General features: G+C 66.9%; 13 protein-coding genes. 8 read left to right on the top strand and 5 right to left on the bottom strand.

Annotated features, from left to right (window positions below; all coding sequences use genetic code 11):
* Positions 1-18 precede the first annotated feature (18 nt).
* On the top strand, positions 19-174 hold the full coding sequence (locus CVM50_RS21315) for a Rossmann-fold NAD(P)-binding domain-containing protein (RefSeq protein ID WP_157792156.1): 156 nt from the start codon (positions 19-21) through the stop codon (positions 172-174).
* 101 nt (positions 175-275) lie between these two features.
* Here CVM50_RS21315 and opgC read toward each other — a convergent pair whose 3' ends face one another.
* Positions 276-1,448: an OpgC domain-containing protein gene (gene opgC, locus CVM50_RS07735; RefSeq protein WP_085888656.1), complete on the bottom strand. Its 1,173-nt coding sequence runs from the start codon at positions 1,446-1,448 to the stop codon at positions 276-278.
* Between the two features lie 285 nt (positions 1,449-1,733).
* Positions 1,734-2,645, bottom strand: a complete 912-nt coding sequence (locus tag CVM50_RS07740) for a LysR family transcriptional regulator (protein WP_085888657.1) — start codon at positions 2,643-2,645, stop codon at positions 1,734-1,736.
* Between the two features lie 121 nt (positions 2,646-2,766).
* On the opposite strand from CVM50_RS07740, the gene CVM50_RS07745 reads away from it, so the two are divergent.
* The 4 genes from CVM50_RS07745 (at position 2,767) to argE (ending at position 7,070) form a co-directional block, all read left to right on the top strand.
* On the top strand, positions 2,767-3,738 hold the full coding sequence (locus tag CVM50_RS07745) for a Bug family tripartite tricarboxylate transporter substrate binding protein (RefSeq protein WP_085888658.1): 972 nt from the start codon (positions 2,767-2,769) through the stop codon (positions 3,736-3,738).
* Between the two features lie 120 nt (positions 3,739-3,858).
* A complete protein-coding gene (locus CVM50_RS07750) occupies positions 3,859-4,353 on the top strand; it encodes a tripartite tricarboxylate transporter TctB family protein (protein ID WP_085888659.1) in 495 nt (164 codons plus the stop codon).
* A 12-nt stretch (positions 4,354-4,365) separates the two neighbouring features.
* Positions 4,366-5,856, top strand: a complete 1,491-nt coding sequence (locus CVM50_RS07755; RefSeq protein WP_085888660.1) for a tripartite tricarboxylate transporter permease — start codon at positions 4,366-4,368, stop codon at positions 5,854-5,856.
* A complete protein-coding gene (gene argE / locus CVM50_RS07760) occupies positions 5,853-7,070 on the top strand; it encodes an acetylornithine deacetylase (RefSeq protein ID WP_085888661.1) in 1,218 nt (405 codons plus the stop codon). Before CVM50_RS07755 ends, argE begins: the two co-directional genes overlap by 4 nt.
* A 224-nt stretch (positions 7,071-7,294) precedes the next feature.
* On the opposite strand, the gene CVM50_RS07765 is transcribed toward argE, so the two are convergent.
* Complete coding sequence (locus CVM50_RS07765) at positions 7,295-7,879, bottom strand: GNAT family N-acetyltransferase (protein ID WP_157792158.1); 585 nt, start codon at positions 7,877-7,879, stop codon at positions 7,295-7,297.
* 356 nt (positions 7,880-8,235) lie between these two features.
* On the opposite strand from CVM50_RS07765, the gene CVM50_RS07770 reads away from it, so the two are divergent.
* Positions 8,236-8,535, top strand: coding sequence for a WGR domain-containing protein (locus CVM50_RS07770; protein ID WP_085888663.1), 300 nt, complete (start codon positions 8,236-8,238; stop codon positions 8,533-8,535).
* 169 nt (positions 8,536-8,704) lie between these two features.
* Here CVM50_RS07770 and CVM50_RS07775 read toward each other — a convergent pair whose 3' ends face one another.
* Together CVM50_RS07775 and CVM50_RS07780 are read right to left on the bottom strand one after the other, a co-directional pair.
* Positions 8,705-9,694: an MDR family oxidoreductase gene (locus tag CVM50_RS07775; protein ID WP_085888664.1), complete on the bottom strand. Its 990-nt coding sequence runs from the start codon at positions 9,692-9,694 to the stop codon at positions 8,705-8,707.
* 36 nt (positions 9,695-9,730) lie between these two features.
* Positions 9,731-10,474, bottom strand: coding sequence for a FadR/GntR family transcriptional regulator (locus CVM50_RS07780; protein WP_085888665.1), 744 nt, complete (start codon positions 10,472-10,474; stop codon positions 9,731-9,733).
* Positions 10,475-10,642: 168 nt separating this feature from the next.
* Here CVM50_RS07780 and CVM50_RS07785 point away from each other — a divergent pair, with 168 nt between their 5' ends.
* Positions 10,643-12,037: an FAD-binding oxidoreductase gene (locus CVM50_RS07785; protein WP_159457057.1), complete on the top strand. Its 1,395-nt coding sequence runs from the start codon at positions 10,643-10,645 to the stop codon at positions 12,035-12,037.
* A gap of 10 nt (positions 12,038-12,047) precedes the next feature.
* The gene (locus CVM50_RS07790; protein ID WP_085888667.1) at positions 12,048-15,413 is read left to right on the top strand and encodes an indolepyruvate ferredoxin oxidoreductase family protein; all 3,366 of its coding nucleotides are present in this window, start codon (positions 12,048-12,050) and stop codon (positions 15,411-15,413) included.
* Positions 15,414-15,460: the final 47 nt, after the last annotated feature.

A 15,460-nucleotide genomic window follows, 5' to 3' on the forward strand; every position in this document is an offset into this window, starting at 1 on the left:
GGAAGGAGACAGCCGGGCATGAAGGTGAACTCGGTCAGCCCCGGCTTCGTGACAACCGACTTGACCGATTTCGCCGTCATGCCGCCCGAGGAAGATGCCCGCCTGCCGGTGCACTATGCGCTTGGCGGCGAGAACAGCGGTCGGTTCGTTGAGCCGGCCGACGTGACGCCCTGATGAGACCGGAAGTCTTTCGTTCCGTCATCATACACGCCGCAACCGTCATGTTGCGGCCATGGCGCCCGAACGGGACCCTGCTCCGGCTGCAAGGTTCGGGATCAGGCCGCGATCCGGCGACGCCATCCACGCTCTCGGATCAGGGGCGGCACCCACATCAGCGCGAGCACGTAGAGGACGAGGAGCGTATTGATCACCACGCCGCTCGGCCCCCAGGCGCTGTCGTAGTACCGCACGGCGTAGACCAGCACGACATGCCAGGCATAGACGTGCAGCGAATGCCGCCCGAGCAGGCAAAGCGCGGGGCGCGTGAAAACCCAGTGAAGACCGGACGAGACCGCACGGACGGGGGCCAGCCGGTCCAGGCGGCCAGCGATCGCCAGCCAGCTGAACAGAACAGCGGCGGCCACGAAATTCACCAGGTAGATCACGCTGAAATTCGAGCGCCGGTCGAACGGCCAGAACACTTCGAGCAGCTCCTTCGGCATCAGACCGTGCGCGGTGGCAATGCGCAGCGGGGCGAAGAACAGCATGACCAGGAGGGCGCAGAACGCCACGCTGCGGGTCTTCGGGCCGAAGACGGCCTCCCAGCTGATGCGCCCGCTCGCCCAGAGGCCCCCCAGGATGACCCCGGCGATGAAAAGCACCTGCCAGCCCATGGGATCGAAGGCCATGCGCAGCCCCTGCGTGTCCGAGGCCTTCAGCGCCTCGTTCAGCGGACGGGACCAGATCCGCGCCACCTCCAGCTGGCAGGCGATCCAGCTGAGCGCCGACAGGCCGGCCGCAAGCTTCCAGCGCCCCTCGACGGCCCATCGGGTGACCACGATCGCGGCGCCCATGAAGAAGATGTACATGGGCAGGATGTCCATGAAGGTGGGCTGGAAGGTCAGCGTCAGGATCCCGAAGATCCGCATCGGATCGCCGATCGGCGCGGTACCGAGCCAGTTCCGCCAGGCCAGGTAGCCGCCGGGGGCCAGGTCACGGGCCACCAGGGCCAGGAAGATCAGCCCGACCGTCCAGAGCCACAGCTCCGCCATCCTGGACAGGATGGACCTTCGCATCGCGGCGCGCCCGTGGCGCAGCAGGCGCCGCCCCTGGATCAGACCGACCATGAGGCCCGAGAGAAAGACAAAGCCCTGGGCACTCTCGACGAACATCAGCTGCCGGAAATGCAGCTCCGTAAGCCAGACGCCGCCCTGCAGGACGATGTGGGAAAGGGCCATGGTCAGCAGGAAGAACCCCCGCATCCCGTCAAGAAAGTCGAGACGTTTCACGTCACTTGTCCTGGCAATGCCGCCTGCCTCAGAAGAGGAAGGCAGGCTTTCGTCTGGGTCGATGGGCACGGCGTCTCGGCGTCATGGCTGAGCAGCACGAGCTGCTCGATGAAGGAAAGTTCGACCTTAGTGCCTTGGATTGCTCCGGTCTAGCGTTGCTCGACCACGACGGAATGTCTCACGCGTTCGGCATGGCCCTCGAACCAGTGGCGGACTCATGCCTTACCCCTGGCGAAATATGCGGTCACGGTCGCCAGCGGCGCTCGGACCGATATAGCCTTGGCCTCAACTCACCACACCGGACCGCTTGAGCCGGTCGATCTCGGAGGAAACCGCATCGGCGAAGGCCAGCCCCATGGCGCTGAGGGGCCGATCGCGCGGCACGAATTGTGCAATGTCCCATGTGATCGCCGGCAGCAGCCTGTGCGAGGTAGTTTTTTCTGGAGTGAGCAGCTGAGTTGCGACGGGATCGACGATCGCGACACCGACACCGCGCTCGACCAGGCGCACCACGCCATGCAGTGTCCGAAGCTCGGCGGCGATGGTGCGGTCGACATTGATTGTCTCCATCATGTGATCGACGCGCTGCCGCAACGGGCTGCCTTCCGCAAGGTCTATGAACCATTCCTTGCGTAAACGCGGCAGCGGAATTTCCTCAACATCGCCAAGCGGATGCCCGGCGGGCAGGATGCAGCGAGCGGTGCAATGGGCCAGCACACGGGCATCGCCGCCAAAGGCCTCGGCGTTCAGCGTGATCCCGAAGGCCAGGTCGCAGCGCTGCTCGTTGATCATGCGCAGCAGTTCGGCGATGCCGACATCGACGATCTGCACCGTCGCCTGTGGATGGGTTTCGCGGAAGTTTTCCAGCGCATCGAGCAGGAAGGTGTCGCAGAAGATCGGCTGTGCGGCGATGACCAGATGCCCGACCTGCCCGTTCGCGATGGCCAGCGCTTCCTGTTCAAGGCTGCGCCACCCGGCGAGTTGGCGCACCACGGACTGGTGGAAGCGGAAGGCTTCCGGCGTCGGGGCCAGGCGATTGCGTTTGCGCAGGAACAGGTCGAAGCCGGTTTTTTCCTCCAGCGCCGAGAGCAGGCGGCTGATCATCGGCTGGCTGACATCCAGGTCTTCCGCAGCCATTTTGACGCCGCCGAGCCGCATATAGGCGTCAAAAGCCTCCAATTCGCTGATCTTGAACATGAGTACCTCCCTCAGTATGCATTTTATGCAAATGAGTGCAGGCTGTTGTCAATCTTCGCATACTGTGAATGCTGCGGGCCATCCAACAGACCGGCTCTGCCGGAGTAGATGAGAGGCAAACATGAAGAAGATTCTCGGAACGATCGCCATGGCCGTGATCGCTGCAACCGGGCCCGCCGCGGCCCAGGACTATCCCGACCAGGCGGTGACCCTCGTGGTGCCCTACGGCCCCGGCGGCGCCTCGGATCTGGCTGGCCGCGCGCTGGCGGAAACCGCACAGCCCTTCCTGGGCCAACCGGTCACCGTGATGAACAAGCCCGGTGCCGGTGGCATGAACGGTGCCCGCTCGGTTTCAGAAGCGGATCCGGACGGCTACACCCTGCTGCTGGCCCGCGTCGGCATGGCGCTGTCGCCCGCCGTGACCCCCGACAACGCTGTCGCATGGGACGCCTACAGCTTCCTCGGCGCGCTGGAAGCCACGCCGATGATCCTCGCCGTGCGCGCCGATGCGCCCTATGACAGCGTCGAAGACCTGGTGGCGGCGATCGCGGAAAGCGAAGGCCGGATGACCTATGCTGCCTCGGGCGCCACTGCGATCGACGGCTTCACCACCCAGGCGCTGCTGGCCGACAACGACCTCGACCCGCTCACCGCCGCGACGCTGGTGCCCTACAAGGGCGGCGGCGCCCTGGCCACCGCTCTGCTCGGCGGCCACGTGGATTTCGTCGCCATGGCGGCGGGCTCGCTCATGCCGCATATCGAAAGCGGTGACCTGAAGGCGCTGATGGTCTTCGCGCCCAAGCGCATGGACACCCTGCCCGATGTCGCGACCGCAGCCGAGCTCGGCTACGAGAAGGCCGGCCAGATCGCCGGCTGGAGTGCGCTCTACGGCCCCAAGGACCTGCCTGAAGAGGTGACCGCCAAGTGGCAGGAGGTGCTGGCCGAGGTTGCCACCGACGAGAAATGGCTGGAGCTTGCAGCGAACCGTGGGTCCATCTCGACCATTGGCGACGTCGACATGAGCGACTACGCCCAGAGCCAGTACGAGCTGTTCCACGGTCTGGCGAAGGATTTCGGCTACCTGCCGAACTAAGTGCCCCGGGCCGCGCCGCGGCCCGGCTGACCTGACGAGCGATCTGCGCGGCCCCATCCGAACGGGGCCGCGCCACCGACCCGCCCCGCGCCGACGGGGCCCCCTTTCCCGGAGTGTCGCATGCCCAAACCCGTCCTGCGGGGGCTGATCATTGTCGCCTTCTTTGCGCTGACCGCCTTCATCCTTGTTCCGGCCTACGTGCCGCGCCCGGCCTTCATTCCCGGCTTCGCCCCGCCGCCGGACATGTGGCCGCGCACCGTCTCCCTTGCGGGGATAGTGCTTGGGATGCTGGCGCTGCTTTTGGCTCTTTTCCGGCCCCAGGCCGATGAGTCGCCGCTGGAGACCGATGGCAGCAGCCGCGCCCGCATGGCCGGCCGCTTCGCCGGGCTGATGCTGGCCTTCGTACTGTTCCTGGTGGCCATCCCGCTGCTCGGCTTCCTTGTCTCGACGATGCTGCTCACGCTCAGCATCGTGCTGATGACCGGCGAGCGCGGCCACCGCATCTGGATCGCCCTGCTCGCCTTCGGCGCGCCGATCCTGCTGCAGCTCTTCTTCCATTCCGCGCTCGGCACGCAGTTTCCCAAGGGCGTGCTGACGAAGCCCTTCGGCTTCTGATCGGAGATTCCCATGCTCAATGAAATCCTCTCCGCACTGGTGGCCGTGGCGACCCTGCAGAACCTGCTGATCATGATCGCGGGCATCTGGGGCGGTGTCATCGTCGGCGCCATCCCCGGGATGACCGGCACCATGGCCGTCACCCTCGCGCTGCCCTTCACCTTCTACATGGACCCGGTGCCCTCGATCCTGCTGCTGGTCGCGCTCTACAAGGGGTCGACCTATGGCGGCTCGGTCTCGGCGATCCTGATCAAGACCCCCGGCACGGCCTCGGCCGCCTGCACTGCGCTGGACGGCTACCCGCTGGCGCAGCAGGGCAAGGCCGGCAAGGCGCTGAACATGGCGCTCTATTCCTCGGTCACGGGCGACTTCATCTCCAACCTGTCGCTGATCTTCTTCGCCGCGCCGCTCGCCGTTCTGGCGCTGCGCATCGGCCCGCCCGAGTTCTTCATGCTGATGCTCTTCGCGCTGACCACCGTGGCCGGTGTCTCGGGCAGTTCGCTGCTGATGGGCCTGGTCTCGGCGGCACTGGGTCTGCTGCTGGCGACCGTGGGCGAGGACATGTATGGCTCGTTCCGCTTCGCCTTCACACCGGACATGCAGGCCGGCCTGTCGATCGCGCCGGTGCTCATCGGCCTCTTTGCCCTGCCCGAGCTGATCAAGCTGGTTGTGATGCGCGCCACCAAGCAGGAAGAGGCGGCCACGCTGGGCGCGCAGCATGTGACCCGCGCAGAGTTCATGGGCTCGCTCAAGACCATCCTCAAGGGCTCGGTGATCGGCTCGGTGCTGGGCGCCATTCCCGGCATCGGCCCGTCCTCGGCAGCCTTCTTCTCTTACGGCGAGGCACAGCGCAGTTCCAAGAAAGGCGCCAACTTCGGCAAGGGCGAGCTTGAGGGTATTGCCGCCTCGGAATCCGCCAACAACGGCGCCTGTGGCGCCACCATGATCCCACTTCTTGCCCTTGGCGTGCCCGGCGACGTGATCACCGGGGTGATGCTCGGTGCCTTCATGATCCAGGGCCTGACGCCCGGACCGCTGCTGTTCCAGACCAACATCCACGAAGTCTACATGCTGCTGATCGGCATGCTGGTGTCCTCGGTGCTGCTGTTCTTCGCCGGCAAGATCACCATGCGCATGTTCGCCAAGGTCTCGCATATCCCGCAGACCCTGCTGACGCCGCTCGTGCTGCTGCTGTGCGTGTTCGGCATCTACTCGATCGCCTCAAGCCCCTTCGACGTGGCCGTGCTGCTGGTGATGGGTGTGGTGGGCTTCATCATGTTCCTGCTGAACATCCCGGCGGCGCCCTTCCTCATCGCCTTCATCCTTGGTCCCATGCTGGAAGAGAACCTTCGCCGCGCGCTGGCGATTTCGCGCGGCGAGCCGGCGGTGCTGCTCTCCTCGCCTATCACCTGGGTGTTTGCCGCGCTCATCGCGTTCGTTCTGTTCATCACGGTGCGCCGCGAAGTTCAGAAATTCAAAACAGAAAGACGAGTTGAACAATGACCCTGCAGAGCGAGATCCAGCCCGCCGCCTCCGACCGGCAGGCCAGCGCCGTGCAGCATCTCTCGGAGTTGATCCGCTTCGACACGGTGTCCCGGAACAGCAACCGTGCCCTGATCGACCACATGGCCGAGTATTTCCGCGGTCTCGGCGCGCGGATCACCATCCTGCCCGACGCGACCGGCACCAAGGCCAACCTCATCGCGGCCTTCGGGCCGGAGGGGGTCGCGGGCGTGGTCTGGTCGGGCCATACCGACGTGGTCCCCGCGGACGAGCCGGAATGGCAGAGCGATCCCTTCACCGCCGAGATCCGTGACGGCAAGCTCTTCGGTCGCGGCGCCTGCGACATGAAGGGCTTTGCCGCCTGCGTCATGGCGGTGGCCCCGCAACTGGCGCAAGCCCCCCTCGCCCGTCCCGTCTATCTCTGTTTTTCCCATGACGAAGAGGTCGGCTGCCTCGGTGCGCCGGCCATTGCCCGGCATCTGGCCGCGCTGCCGGTACCGCCCGAGTTCGCCATCATCGGCGAGCCGTCGATGATGCAGCTGGTAACGGGGCAGAAGGGCAAGATCGCCATGCGCGCCCATGTGACCGGCACCTCGGGGCATTCCTCCTTCGCGCCGGAGCATGTCAACGCCGTCGAATACGCCTCACGCGCGATCGCGATGATCGCGGAGCGTGGCAAGCGTTATGAGAGCGAAGGGCCGTTCGACCACGATTTCACCGTGCCACATGCGACCATGCTGGCCACGATGATCAATGGGGGCGTGGCGACCAACGTCACGCCGGACAGTTGCAGCTTCACCTTCGAGTTGCGCTCGATCGCCGGCATGGACGCGGAAGCCGACATGGCCGAACTGCTGGCCCGGATCGCGACCGAGGTCAGCGCCGAGATGGCCGCCAAGACCGCCGGAACCGGCATCACCTTCGAACGGATCTTCTCCTACCCGCCGATGGGAGAGGCGCGCAACACCACGGGCTTTGCCCGCTATGCCCGGCAGATGCCCGAGGCCTGGGGCGGCAAGGTCTCCTACGGCTCCGAGGGCGGCATCTTCGAACTGATCGGCGGCATTCCTTCGGTGATCGTCGGGCCCGGCTCGATCGAGCAGGCGCACAAGCCGAATGAATTCGTGGCCCTCGACCAGCTCGACGCCTGCATCGCCTTCCTTGACGGCATTGTGACAGAGCTCTGCGCCGCCCCGACCGAGACGGCCAGCTGAGCAGACCGAAGCGGCTGGCCACGGCCAGTATCCTGTGCTGAAAGACGCTCTGCCCTCTTCCTGGAAGGGGGCAGAGCGATGGATGAGCGGTCAACAGGACGTAAGCTAATCCACTGATTTCTCACGAGCTACCCGTGCCGCAGCTCCAAGGCGGCTCCAATGGAACCGCCCTAGACGAACGCCAAGCATACCGTTCCCGTGCGCGCGCAGTGCAACACGTCCCATCATGACAGCGACTTGTGCATAAGGATCCAATCGCCCGGCAAGTCGGACCCCGGGAAGGGCACAAACGGGCGTGTCGCACGGTCGGAGAACCCGAAGGCTTGGTAAAGATTGCGGGCACGCGTGTTTGCGCTGCCGACCAGTAAAGCCATTTCCGAACAGCCTGCCGCCCTCGCCGAAGCGGCGGCCTCTTCCAGCACGATCTTCCCAAGGCCCTGGCCCTGGGCCGTGGGATACAGTGCCACCATGGCGATGTAGTAGCAGCCCGGAATAAGTGCTTTCAGCTCATCCAGCGGCCTCAGAGCCTCTGGCGCATCTGTCGATGCAGCGCTGGCCTCGGGAATGACGTAGCAGTTAAGGGCCCCGGCCACCGCGCCACCGACTTCGACGATACACCAGTTGCGAAAAAAGATATAGTGATCGGACTGAGTAAGGAGGGCCGTTCGCCCCACCTCGAAGGCCGATTGCCCCGGAACGGCAGCCAGTCCCCAGAGATGAGACATCAGCCCTCGTGTCGCCATATCCGCAAGGATCGCAAGGTCCGCAACGTCGCCCTGCTGTGCCGTTCTGAAAATTAGATCCCTCATCGTCCCTCTTACTCCGTGTCCGGGCCCCTGCGGGTGCCGCAACATCTGACCTCGCCCGTCCAGACCTCACCCCGCGGCCCGGGCTCGCTGCTCTATACCCATTTTGCCCTGCTTGGTCTTCAGCTTGCATCAAGCTCCGGCAGCATGGTTCTGCGTCGCGGCGGCGCCGAGCGGCGCGCCACTCCTTCGCGACGTGTTCGACCTGCAGGTGCCGGATAAGTCGCGCCAGATACCCTTTTCAAGCCTTGTAGTTTGTCAGGCCGGCCTCCATCACCTAGGTCCAAACGCATCGGGTTCAGGCGTCGGCCGTCGTTCAGGACCTGTGTGCCGGAACCTTGATGAAGCGAAACTCAGAAATGAGCGATCAGCCTGACCAACTGGATGTCTTCCCGACCAGCGTCGATCTGACCCGGATCGACGAGGAGATGAACATGCGCCGGTTCTACCGGATCTGCCTGCAGCCGGACCTGTTCGGTGGCGTGACCCTGGTGCGGGAATGGGGGCGGATCGGATTTCGCGGACAGTCCATGGCGATGCGCCACGCAGATGAGGGCGAGGCCGTCACCGCCCTGATGAAGCTGGCCGCGACCAAGACCCGGCGCGGCTATCGCGATGCCCGCGAGAGCGGGACGCCCGAGGATGACAGCGAAGCATAAGCCGCCGCAGGGGGGCGGGAGATCCCGCGTGTCGGCGAGAGGGGCCTTCTTCATGTGATGGGCAGCGAGCGCCGTAACCCGTTGGACCAAAAGAAAATCCCCGGACCTGCGCGGGGCGGGTCCGGGGATCTGTCATGTCAAAGCCCCGCAGGGGACCGGGGCGCGCCGATCAGACGTTGACGACGACGCGACCCTGGATCTGGTTCGCCATCAGCTTCTCCGCCAGATCCGGCAGTTCGTCAAAGCCGTGAACCGCGTACATGGTGGACAGCAGATCGCGGTCCAACTTCTTGTTCAGCAGGTCCCAGGCGGCCTTCCGCTTCGGCTTCGGCGCCATGACGGAATCGACGCCCAGCAGGGCGACGGAGCGCAGGATGTGCGGCATCACGGTGCCGGGCAGCGAGGGGCCCTCGGCCAGGCCGCAGGCGGCGACGGCACCGCCGTAGCAGGTCTGCGCCAGTACATTGGCCAGGGTATGGCCGCCAGCGACATCCACCGCGCCCCCCCAACGTTCCGGTTGCAGCGGCTTGCCCTGTTCCGACAGCTCGGCCCGGTCAACGAAGTCGGTGGCGCCCAGTTTCGACAGGTAGTCATGGGTTTCCGGGCGCCCCGTGACGGCGGTGACGGAATAGCCCAGCCGGGCCAGCAGCGCCGTGGCGACAGAGCCCACGCCGCCGGCGGCCCCGGTGACCAGGATCGGCGCGCCCTGCGGGTCCAGGCCCCAGTCCAGCAGCGCCTGCACGCAGAGCCCGGCGGTATAGCCGGCGGTGCCGATGGCCATGGCCTGTTCGGGGCTGAAGCCCTCGGGCAGGGGCAGCAGCCATTCGGGTTTCACGCGTTGGAACTTCGAATAGGCGCCCTGTTCGGTTTCCGACAGGCCCCAGCCGTTCAGGATCACCTTGTCGCCGGGGGCGAATTCCTCGGTCGCGCTTTCGACCACGGTGGCGGCCATGTCGATGCCGGCGGTCATCGGCAGGCGGCGGGCGATGCGGCCCTTGCCGGTGACGGCCAGCCCGTCCTTGTAGTTCACGGTGGAATGGCTGACCTCGACCAGGACCGGCAGGTCGGGCAGGTCGGCCAGGGTCATCTCGGTCATCTCGGCGCGGGTCTTGCGATCGCCGGCGTCGGTGATGCGCAGGGCGGTGAAGGTGTCGGACATGGTATTCCTCCGGGGTTGGGGCGGCCCCCAGTGGGTCTAGACGGGCCGCTTGGCGTCGCGGGCCCTCTGGGCCGCGGCGTAGGTGTCGGTGAGGTGGCTGAGCAGCCGTTCCAGGGCCAGGCGGGCCCGTTGTGCATCCCGGGCCTCGACCGCTTCCAGCAGGTTCTGCTGATGCGCCAGGGTGTCGGCACGATTGCGCTGGCCGACCACGATCATGTTCAACAGCGGGATGAAGCTCTCGATGACGGTGGTCATCATCAGCCGCAGGGGAGCGTTATGTGCCGCCTCGACGATGGCACGGTGAAAGCCCACGTCGGCGGCGCAGAACTCCGTGTCCAGCAGGGTGGGGTCGGCCTGGCGGGCCAGCGCCGCGCGCATGGCGGCCAGGTCCTCCTCGGTGCGCAGGTCGCAGGCGCGTTCGAGGCACAGCGCCTCGGTTTCCAGGCGCGCCTCGATCAGCTCGTCGATGTCGAAGGCCCCCATGCCGACCATCAGCATGGCCGAGGTCGCCTGGGTTTCCACCAGCTCTTCCAGTTCGGGGCGCTTGACGAAATTGCCGCCTGTGGGGCCGCGGCGCGAATGGATGAGGTTCAGCGCGGCGAGCCGTTTCAACGCCTCGCGCACCGTGGGGCGGGAGACGCCGAAGCGGGTGGCGAGTTCCTCTTCGCCCGGCAGGCGGTCATCGGCCTTCAGCCGGCCATCGAGGATCGCGGCGTGAATTTCATCCGCCACCTGACGCGCCAGACCGACGGTCACCACTTGCCCGAATTTCACGCTCATCTGCTGGCCCGGCTCCGGTGAAAGGATCGTCAAAAGAACAATAGGTTTGACAAATATGGATAAGACCGCATGACATGGGGCCATGTCTACCGGAAATGTCCTCCTGCCGTGGCGTCGGCCCGGAAATGGCGCCGGGATGGGCAGGATGCGATGACGGGATCTGCTGACATGACGAGTGATTTGCCCCGGGCGTTCTGGGCGGCGCTGGAGGATCTACCGCCGCTGGCCGTGCTGCGTGGGGTCGATTGCGACCGCCATGCCGCGGATGCCACCGGCAACATCAGCCAGGTCCCCGAGGCGGTCTTTCGCCCCGCCACCACGGCCGAACTGTCGCGGATCATGGCCACCTGCAGCGCCCATGGCGTGCCGATGGTGGTGCAGGGTGGGCTGACCGGCCTGTCGAACGGCGCCACGCCCTGCGCGGGCGAGGTGGCGATCAGCCTGGAGCGGATGAACGTGCTGGGCGCCGTCGATCCGGTGTCGGCCACTGTCTGCGCAGGCGCCGGCGTAACCTTGCAGCGGGTGCAAGACGCGGCGGCGGCCGAGGGGCTTTCCTTCGGCGTCGACATCGGCGCGCGCGGGTCCGCTACCGTAGGCGGGCTGGCCGCGACCAATGCCGGCGGGCTGAACGTGATCCAGCGCGGGATGATGCGCGCCCATGTGGTGGCCCTGGAGGTGGTGCTGGCCGACGGCCGGGTGCTGGGGCATGTACGCCCGCTGGCCAAGGACAACTCGGGCTTCGACCTGAAGCAGCTGTTCATCGGCTCCGAAGGGGTGCTGGGCGTCATCACCCGGCTTTGCCTGGCGCTGCGTCCCGCGCCGGGTCCGCAGCAGACGCTGTTTGCCGCCGCCCCCGACATGCCCGCCGCCGCCGCTCTGCTGGCGCGGCTGCGCCGCCGGGCGCCAGGCCCGGTCACCGCCTTCGAGGTGTTGGACGAGGCGATCTTCGCGCTCATCCTGGAGCAAGGCCACCGCCCGCCCTTCGCCCCCGAGGGGATCCAGGTGCTGGCCGAGGTTGAAACCGCCCAGGCGGAGCCCCTGCAGGCGCTGCTGATGGAGGCGTTGGAGGCGGGCGAGATCAGCGACGTGACCCTGGCTGCCTCCGGCCAGCAGGCCGCCGCGCTCTGGGCCCTGCGGGAAGGCTGTGGCGAGGCGGTGGCAGCGATGCGCGCGCCCATAGGTTTCGACATCGGCCTGCCTGTGGCCGCCATGCCCGCCTTCCTGTACGACACCCGCGCCGCCCTGGCGGAGATGCCCGAGACCCACCCGGCGGTCTTCGGCCACCTGGGTGACGGCAACCTGCATTACATCGTCGACACCCCCGACCACGCCCGCGCGGCCGAGATCGTGCTGGGTGCCGTGGCGCGTGCGGGCGGGGCGATCAGTGCCGAACATGGGCTGGGCCGGGAAAAGCCCGGCTATCTGCCGCTGGTACGCAGCCCCGAGGAACTGGCCGTGATGCGCGGCCTGAAGACCCTGCTGGATCCGGCGGGCCTGCTGAACCCGGGGCGCATGCTGCCCGATGAACCGACCCTCTCTCCCCTTTTTCCCCTGACCAAGTGAAGCCAAGCAGATGAGCCGAGCCGACAAACTCTCCCCCGACATGGCGCAGACCGCCTTCCTGTCCGGCACCCAGGCGCTGGCGAAACTGCCGCAGCTGATGCGCCAGAGGGACGAAGCGGCGGGGCTGAACACCGCTGGGTACGTCACCGGCTACCGCGGCTCGCCCCTGGCGCAGCTGGACCGGGAAATGGTCAAGGCCGCCAAGGGGTTGAAGGAAAACCACATCCATTTCCACCCCGCGCTGAACGAGGATCTGGCGGTGACGGCGGCCTGGGGGACGCAGCAAAGCTCGCTATTCGACGGTGTGCGCTACGACGGCATCTTCGCCATGTGGTACGGCAAGGGGCCGGGGGTGGACCGCTCGTTGGACGCCATCCGCCATGCCAATGCGGACGGCACCGACCCCAGGGGCGGCGTTCTGGTGATGATGGGCGACGACCACGGCGCAGTCAGTTCCACCCTGCCGCATCAGACCGAACATGACATGATCGCGGTGCAGGTGCCGGTACTGGCGCCGGCGGGGGTGCAGGATTACCTGCGCTTCGGCCTTCTGGGCTGGGAAATGTCGCGCGCCTCCGGCGCCTGGGTCGGCTTCAAATGCCAGACCGAGGTGGTGGAAAGCAGCGCCACCGTGTCGATGGAGGGGCTGAACACCCCCGCCGTCCTGCCCGAGGGATCGGGCACCCATGCGCTGCGCTGGCCCGATGGGCCCTTCCCCAAGGAAGCGCGCATTGAGAAGAAACTGGCGCTGGTGCAGGAATTCGCGCGCCTGAACGGGTTGGACGAACGGTTTGGCGCAGGGGATGCGAAGATCGGCATCGTCTCTGCGGGCAAGAGCTGGCTCGACCTGCGCGCGGCGCTGGCGCGTCTGGGCCTGACCGAGGACGACGTGGCCGCCCATGGCATCCGCCTGCTGAAACTGGGGCTGACCTGGCCGCTCGACCCCGTGGGTCTGACCGAATTCGCCGAAGGCCTCGACGAGCTGATCGTGGTCGAGGAAAAGCGCCCGGTGATCGAGGATCAGGTGAAGGCGATCCTCTTCAACGCCGCCACCCGCCCGCGTGTGTCGGGCAAGACCACACCCGAGGGCGCGCCGCTGATGTCGGCGCTGGCCGAGCTGCACCCGCATCAGATCATGGAGGCGGTGTTGTCGCGCCTGCCCGAGGCGTTGCGCGCCGGGCTGCCCGCGCCCGCGCCGGTGCTGACCAGCGAGGCGCCCGCCGCCGCGCCCGCACTGGACCGCGACCCCTATTTCTGCTCCGGCTGCCCGCACAGCCTGTCCACCCGTCTGCCCGACGGCAGCCGCGCCACCACCGGCATCGGCTGCCACATGATGGTGATCGGGGTCGAGGGGCGGAACACCTCGACCTTCACCCAGATGGGGGCCGAGGGGATCAGCTGGCTGGGCCTGTCGCCCTTCACGGATGAGAAACACATCTTCGCCAACATGGGCGACGGAACGTGGTTCCATTCCGGTGCGCTGGCGATCCGGGCCGCCGTCGCCGCGCAGGTCAACATGACCTACAAGATCCTGTTCAACGATGCCGTGGCCATGACCGGCGGCCAGCCCCATGATGGCGAGCTGTCGGTGCCCAAGATCGTGAAACAGGTGCGGGCCGAGGGCGTGCGCGAGGTCGTCGTGGTAGCCGAACAGCCCGAGCGGCTGAAAGGCCAGCTGCCCGAGGGTGTGCGGATCTGGCATCGCGATCACATGGAAGAGGTGCAGCGCCACCTGCGCGAGGTCGAGGGTGTCACGGTGCTGGTCTACGATCAGGTCTGCGCCGCCGAGAAACGCCGCCGCCGCAAGTCGGGCGAGTTTCCGAAGATCGCCAAGCGGGTCTTCATCAACGATCTGGTCTGCGAGGGCTGCGGCGATTGCTCGGCGCAGTCGGGCTGTATCTCCATCGAGCCGGAAGAGACCGAGTTCGGCCGCAAGCGGAGGATCAACCAGTCAAGCTGCAACGGGGATACCTCCTGCCTGAAGGGCTTCTGCCCCAGCTTCATCAGCGTTGAGGGTGGCCGCCTGAAGAAACCCGGCAAAGCCGAGGCGAAGACCGACAGCGCGCCGCTGCCCGACCCGATCGTGCCGCGCATCGACGGGGTCTACAACCTGATGCTGGCGGGCATCGGCGGGACCGGGGTGCTGACGGTCAGCCAGGTTCTGGCGCGGGCCGCGCATCTCGACGGGCTGGCGGTGCAATCGCTGGACCAGACCGGACTGGCGCAGAAAAACGGCTCGGTTGTCGGGCACCTGCGGCTGGCGCCCGATGCGCACGACCTGACGGCGGCCCGGGTTGGCGAGGGCGAGGCCGATCTGGTGCTGGCCTTCGACATGCTGGTCGCGCGCTCGGCCAAGGTGCGGCCGATGCTGGGGCGGGGGCGGACGCGGGTGGTCGTGGATGACCGCTTGGCGCCGAACGCCAGCTTCGTGCAGAACACGGCGATGGAGTTCCGCAAATCCTCCGGCCTGGAGGCGCTGAAGGGCATGGTGGGACAGGGGCATTGCTTGGTGGTGCCCGGCACCGACCTGGCGCTGACCACCATGGCCGATGCGATTGCCACCAACCTGCTGATCCTCGGCTATGCCTGGCAAAAGGGGCTGGTGCCAGTCGGCGCCGAGGCCCTGCGCGAGGCCCTGCTGGGCGCGCGCGGTGGCGAGGCCAACATGACCACCTTCAACTGGGGCCGCCGCGCGGCGGTGGAGCCGGATCTGCTGGACCGTCTGGGCGGCAAGCCGGAGCCGGAGGCCGCGATGGAGGAAGAAACGCTGGCGCAGCTGATCGCCCGGCGAGCCGAGTTCCTGACCGGCTACCAGTCCGGGCGCTATGCGAGGCGGTACCTGAAGGTGGTGGAGGCGGCCAGGGCCGCCGAGGCGCCCCTGGGCCGCGAGGATTTCACCCGCGCCGTGGCGCAGACCGCCTTCCGTCTGATGGCCTACAAGGATGAATACGAGGTCGCGCGGCTGCACCTGGATGCGGCGCAGAAGGCGCGGCTGTCGGAGACTTTCGAGGGGGATTACAGGATCCGCTATCATCTGGCGCCGCCGGTGCTGTCGAAGACGGATCCGCGTACGGGGCGGCCGGCGAAGCGCGAGTTTGGCCCTTGGATCGAATCCGGGTTCAGGGTGCTGGCGGCAATGAAGGGGCTGCGCGGCACGGCGCTGGATCCCTTCGGGCGGACCGAGGAACGGCGCATGGAGCGTGCGCTGGTGGCGGAGTTCGAGGCGGAGGTGGCGGCGCTGGCCGATACGCTCACCGTCGACACCCACGCCCGCGCGGTCGAGCTGGCCGAACTGCCGCAGATGGTGCGTGGTTTCGGTCCGGTGAAGGAGGCGAATGTGGCCGCCTATCGGGCCAAGCGGGCCGAGCTGGGCTGAACAGAAAAAGGCCGGGACGCCGCAGGGCGCCCCGGCAGTCGGGGAGA

Source organism: Pseudooceanicola marinus (assembly GCF_002786295.1).
Classification (GTDB): Bacteria; Pseudomonadota; Alphaproteobacteria; order Rhodobacterales; family Rhodobacteraceae; genus Pseudooceanicola; species Pseudooceanicola marinus.

Excerpts from the sequence above, each read along its gene's own strand:
- CVM50_RS21315 (WP_157792156.1), top strand. The coding sequence starts at position 19 with ATGAAGGTGAACTCGGTCAGCCCCGGCTTCGTGACAACCGACTTGACC.
- CVM50_RS07740 (WP_085888657.1), bottom strand. The coding sequence starts at position 2,645 with ATGTTCAAGATCAGCGAATTGGAGGCTTTTGACGCCTATATGCGGCTC.
- CVM50_RS07745 (WP_085888658.1), top strand. The coding sequence starts at position 2,767 with ATGAAGAAGATTCTCGGAACGATCGCCATGGCCGTGATCGCTGCAACC.
- CVM50_RS07750 (WP_085888659.1), top strand. The coding sequence starts at position 3,859 with ATGCCCAAACCCGTCCTGCGGGGGCTGATCATTGTCGCCTTCTTTGCG.
- CVM50_RS07755 (WP_085888660.1), top strand. The coding sequence starts at position 4,366 with ATGCTCAATGAAATCCTCTCCGCACTGGTGGCCGTGGCGACCCTGCAG.
- argE (WP_085888661.1), top strand. The coding sequence starts at position 5,853 with ATGACCCTGCAGAGCGAGATCCAGCCCGCCGCCTCCGACCGGCAGGCC.
- CVM50_RS07765 (WP_157792158.1), bottom strand. The coding sequence starts at position 7,879 with ATGAGGGATCTAATTTTCAGAACGGCACAGCAGGGCGACGTTGCGGAC.
- CVM50_RS07770 (WP_085888663.1), top strand. The coding sequence starts at position 8,236 with ATGAGCGATCAGCCTGACCAACTGGATGTCTTCCCGACCAGCGTCGAT.
- CVM50_RS07775 (WP_085888664.1), bottom strand. The coding sequence starts at position 9,694 with ATGTCCGACACCTTCACCGCCCTGCGCATCACCGACGCCGGCGATCGC.
- CVM50_RS07780 (WP_085888665.1), bottom strand. The coding sequence starts at position 10,474 with ATGAGCGTGAAATTCGGGCAAGTGGTGACCGTCGGTCTGGCGCGTCAG.
- CVM50_RS07785 (WP_159457057.1), top strand. The coding sequence starts at position 10,643 with ATGACGAGTGATTTGCCCCGGGCGTTCTGGGCGGCGCTGGAGGATCTA.
- CVM50_RS07790 (WP_085888667.1), top strand. The coding sequence starts at position 12,048 with ATGAGCCGAGCCGACAAACTCTCCCCCGACATGGCGCAGACCGCCTTC.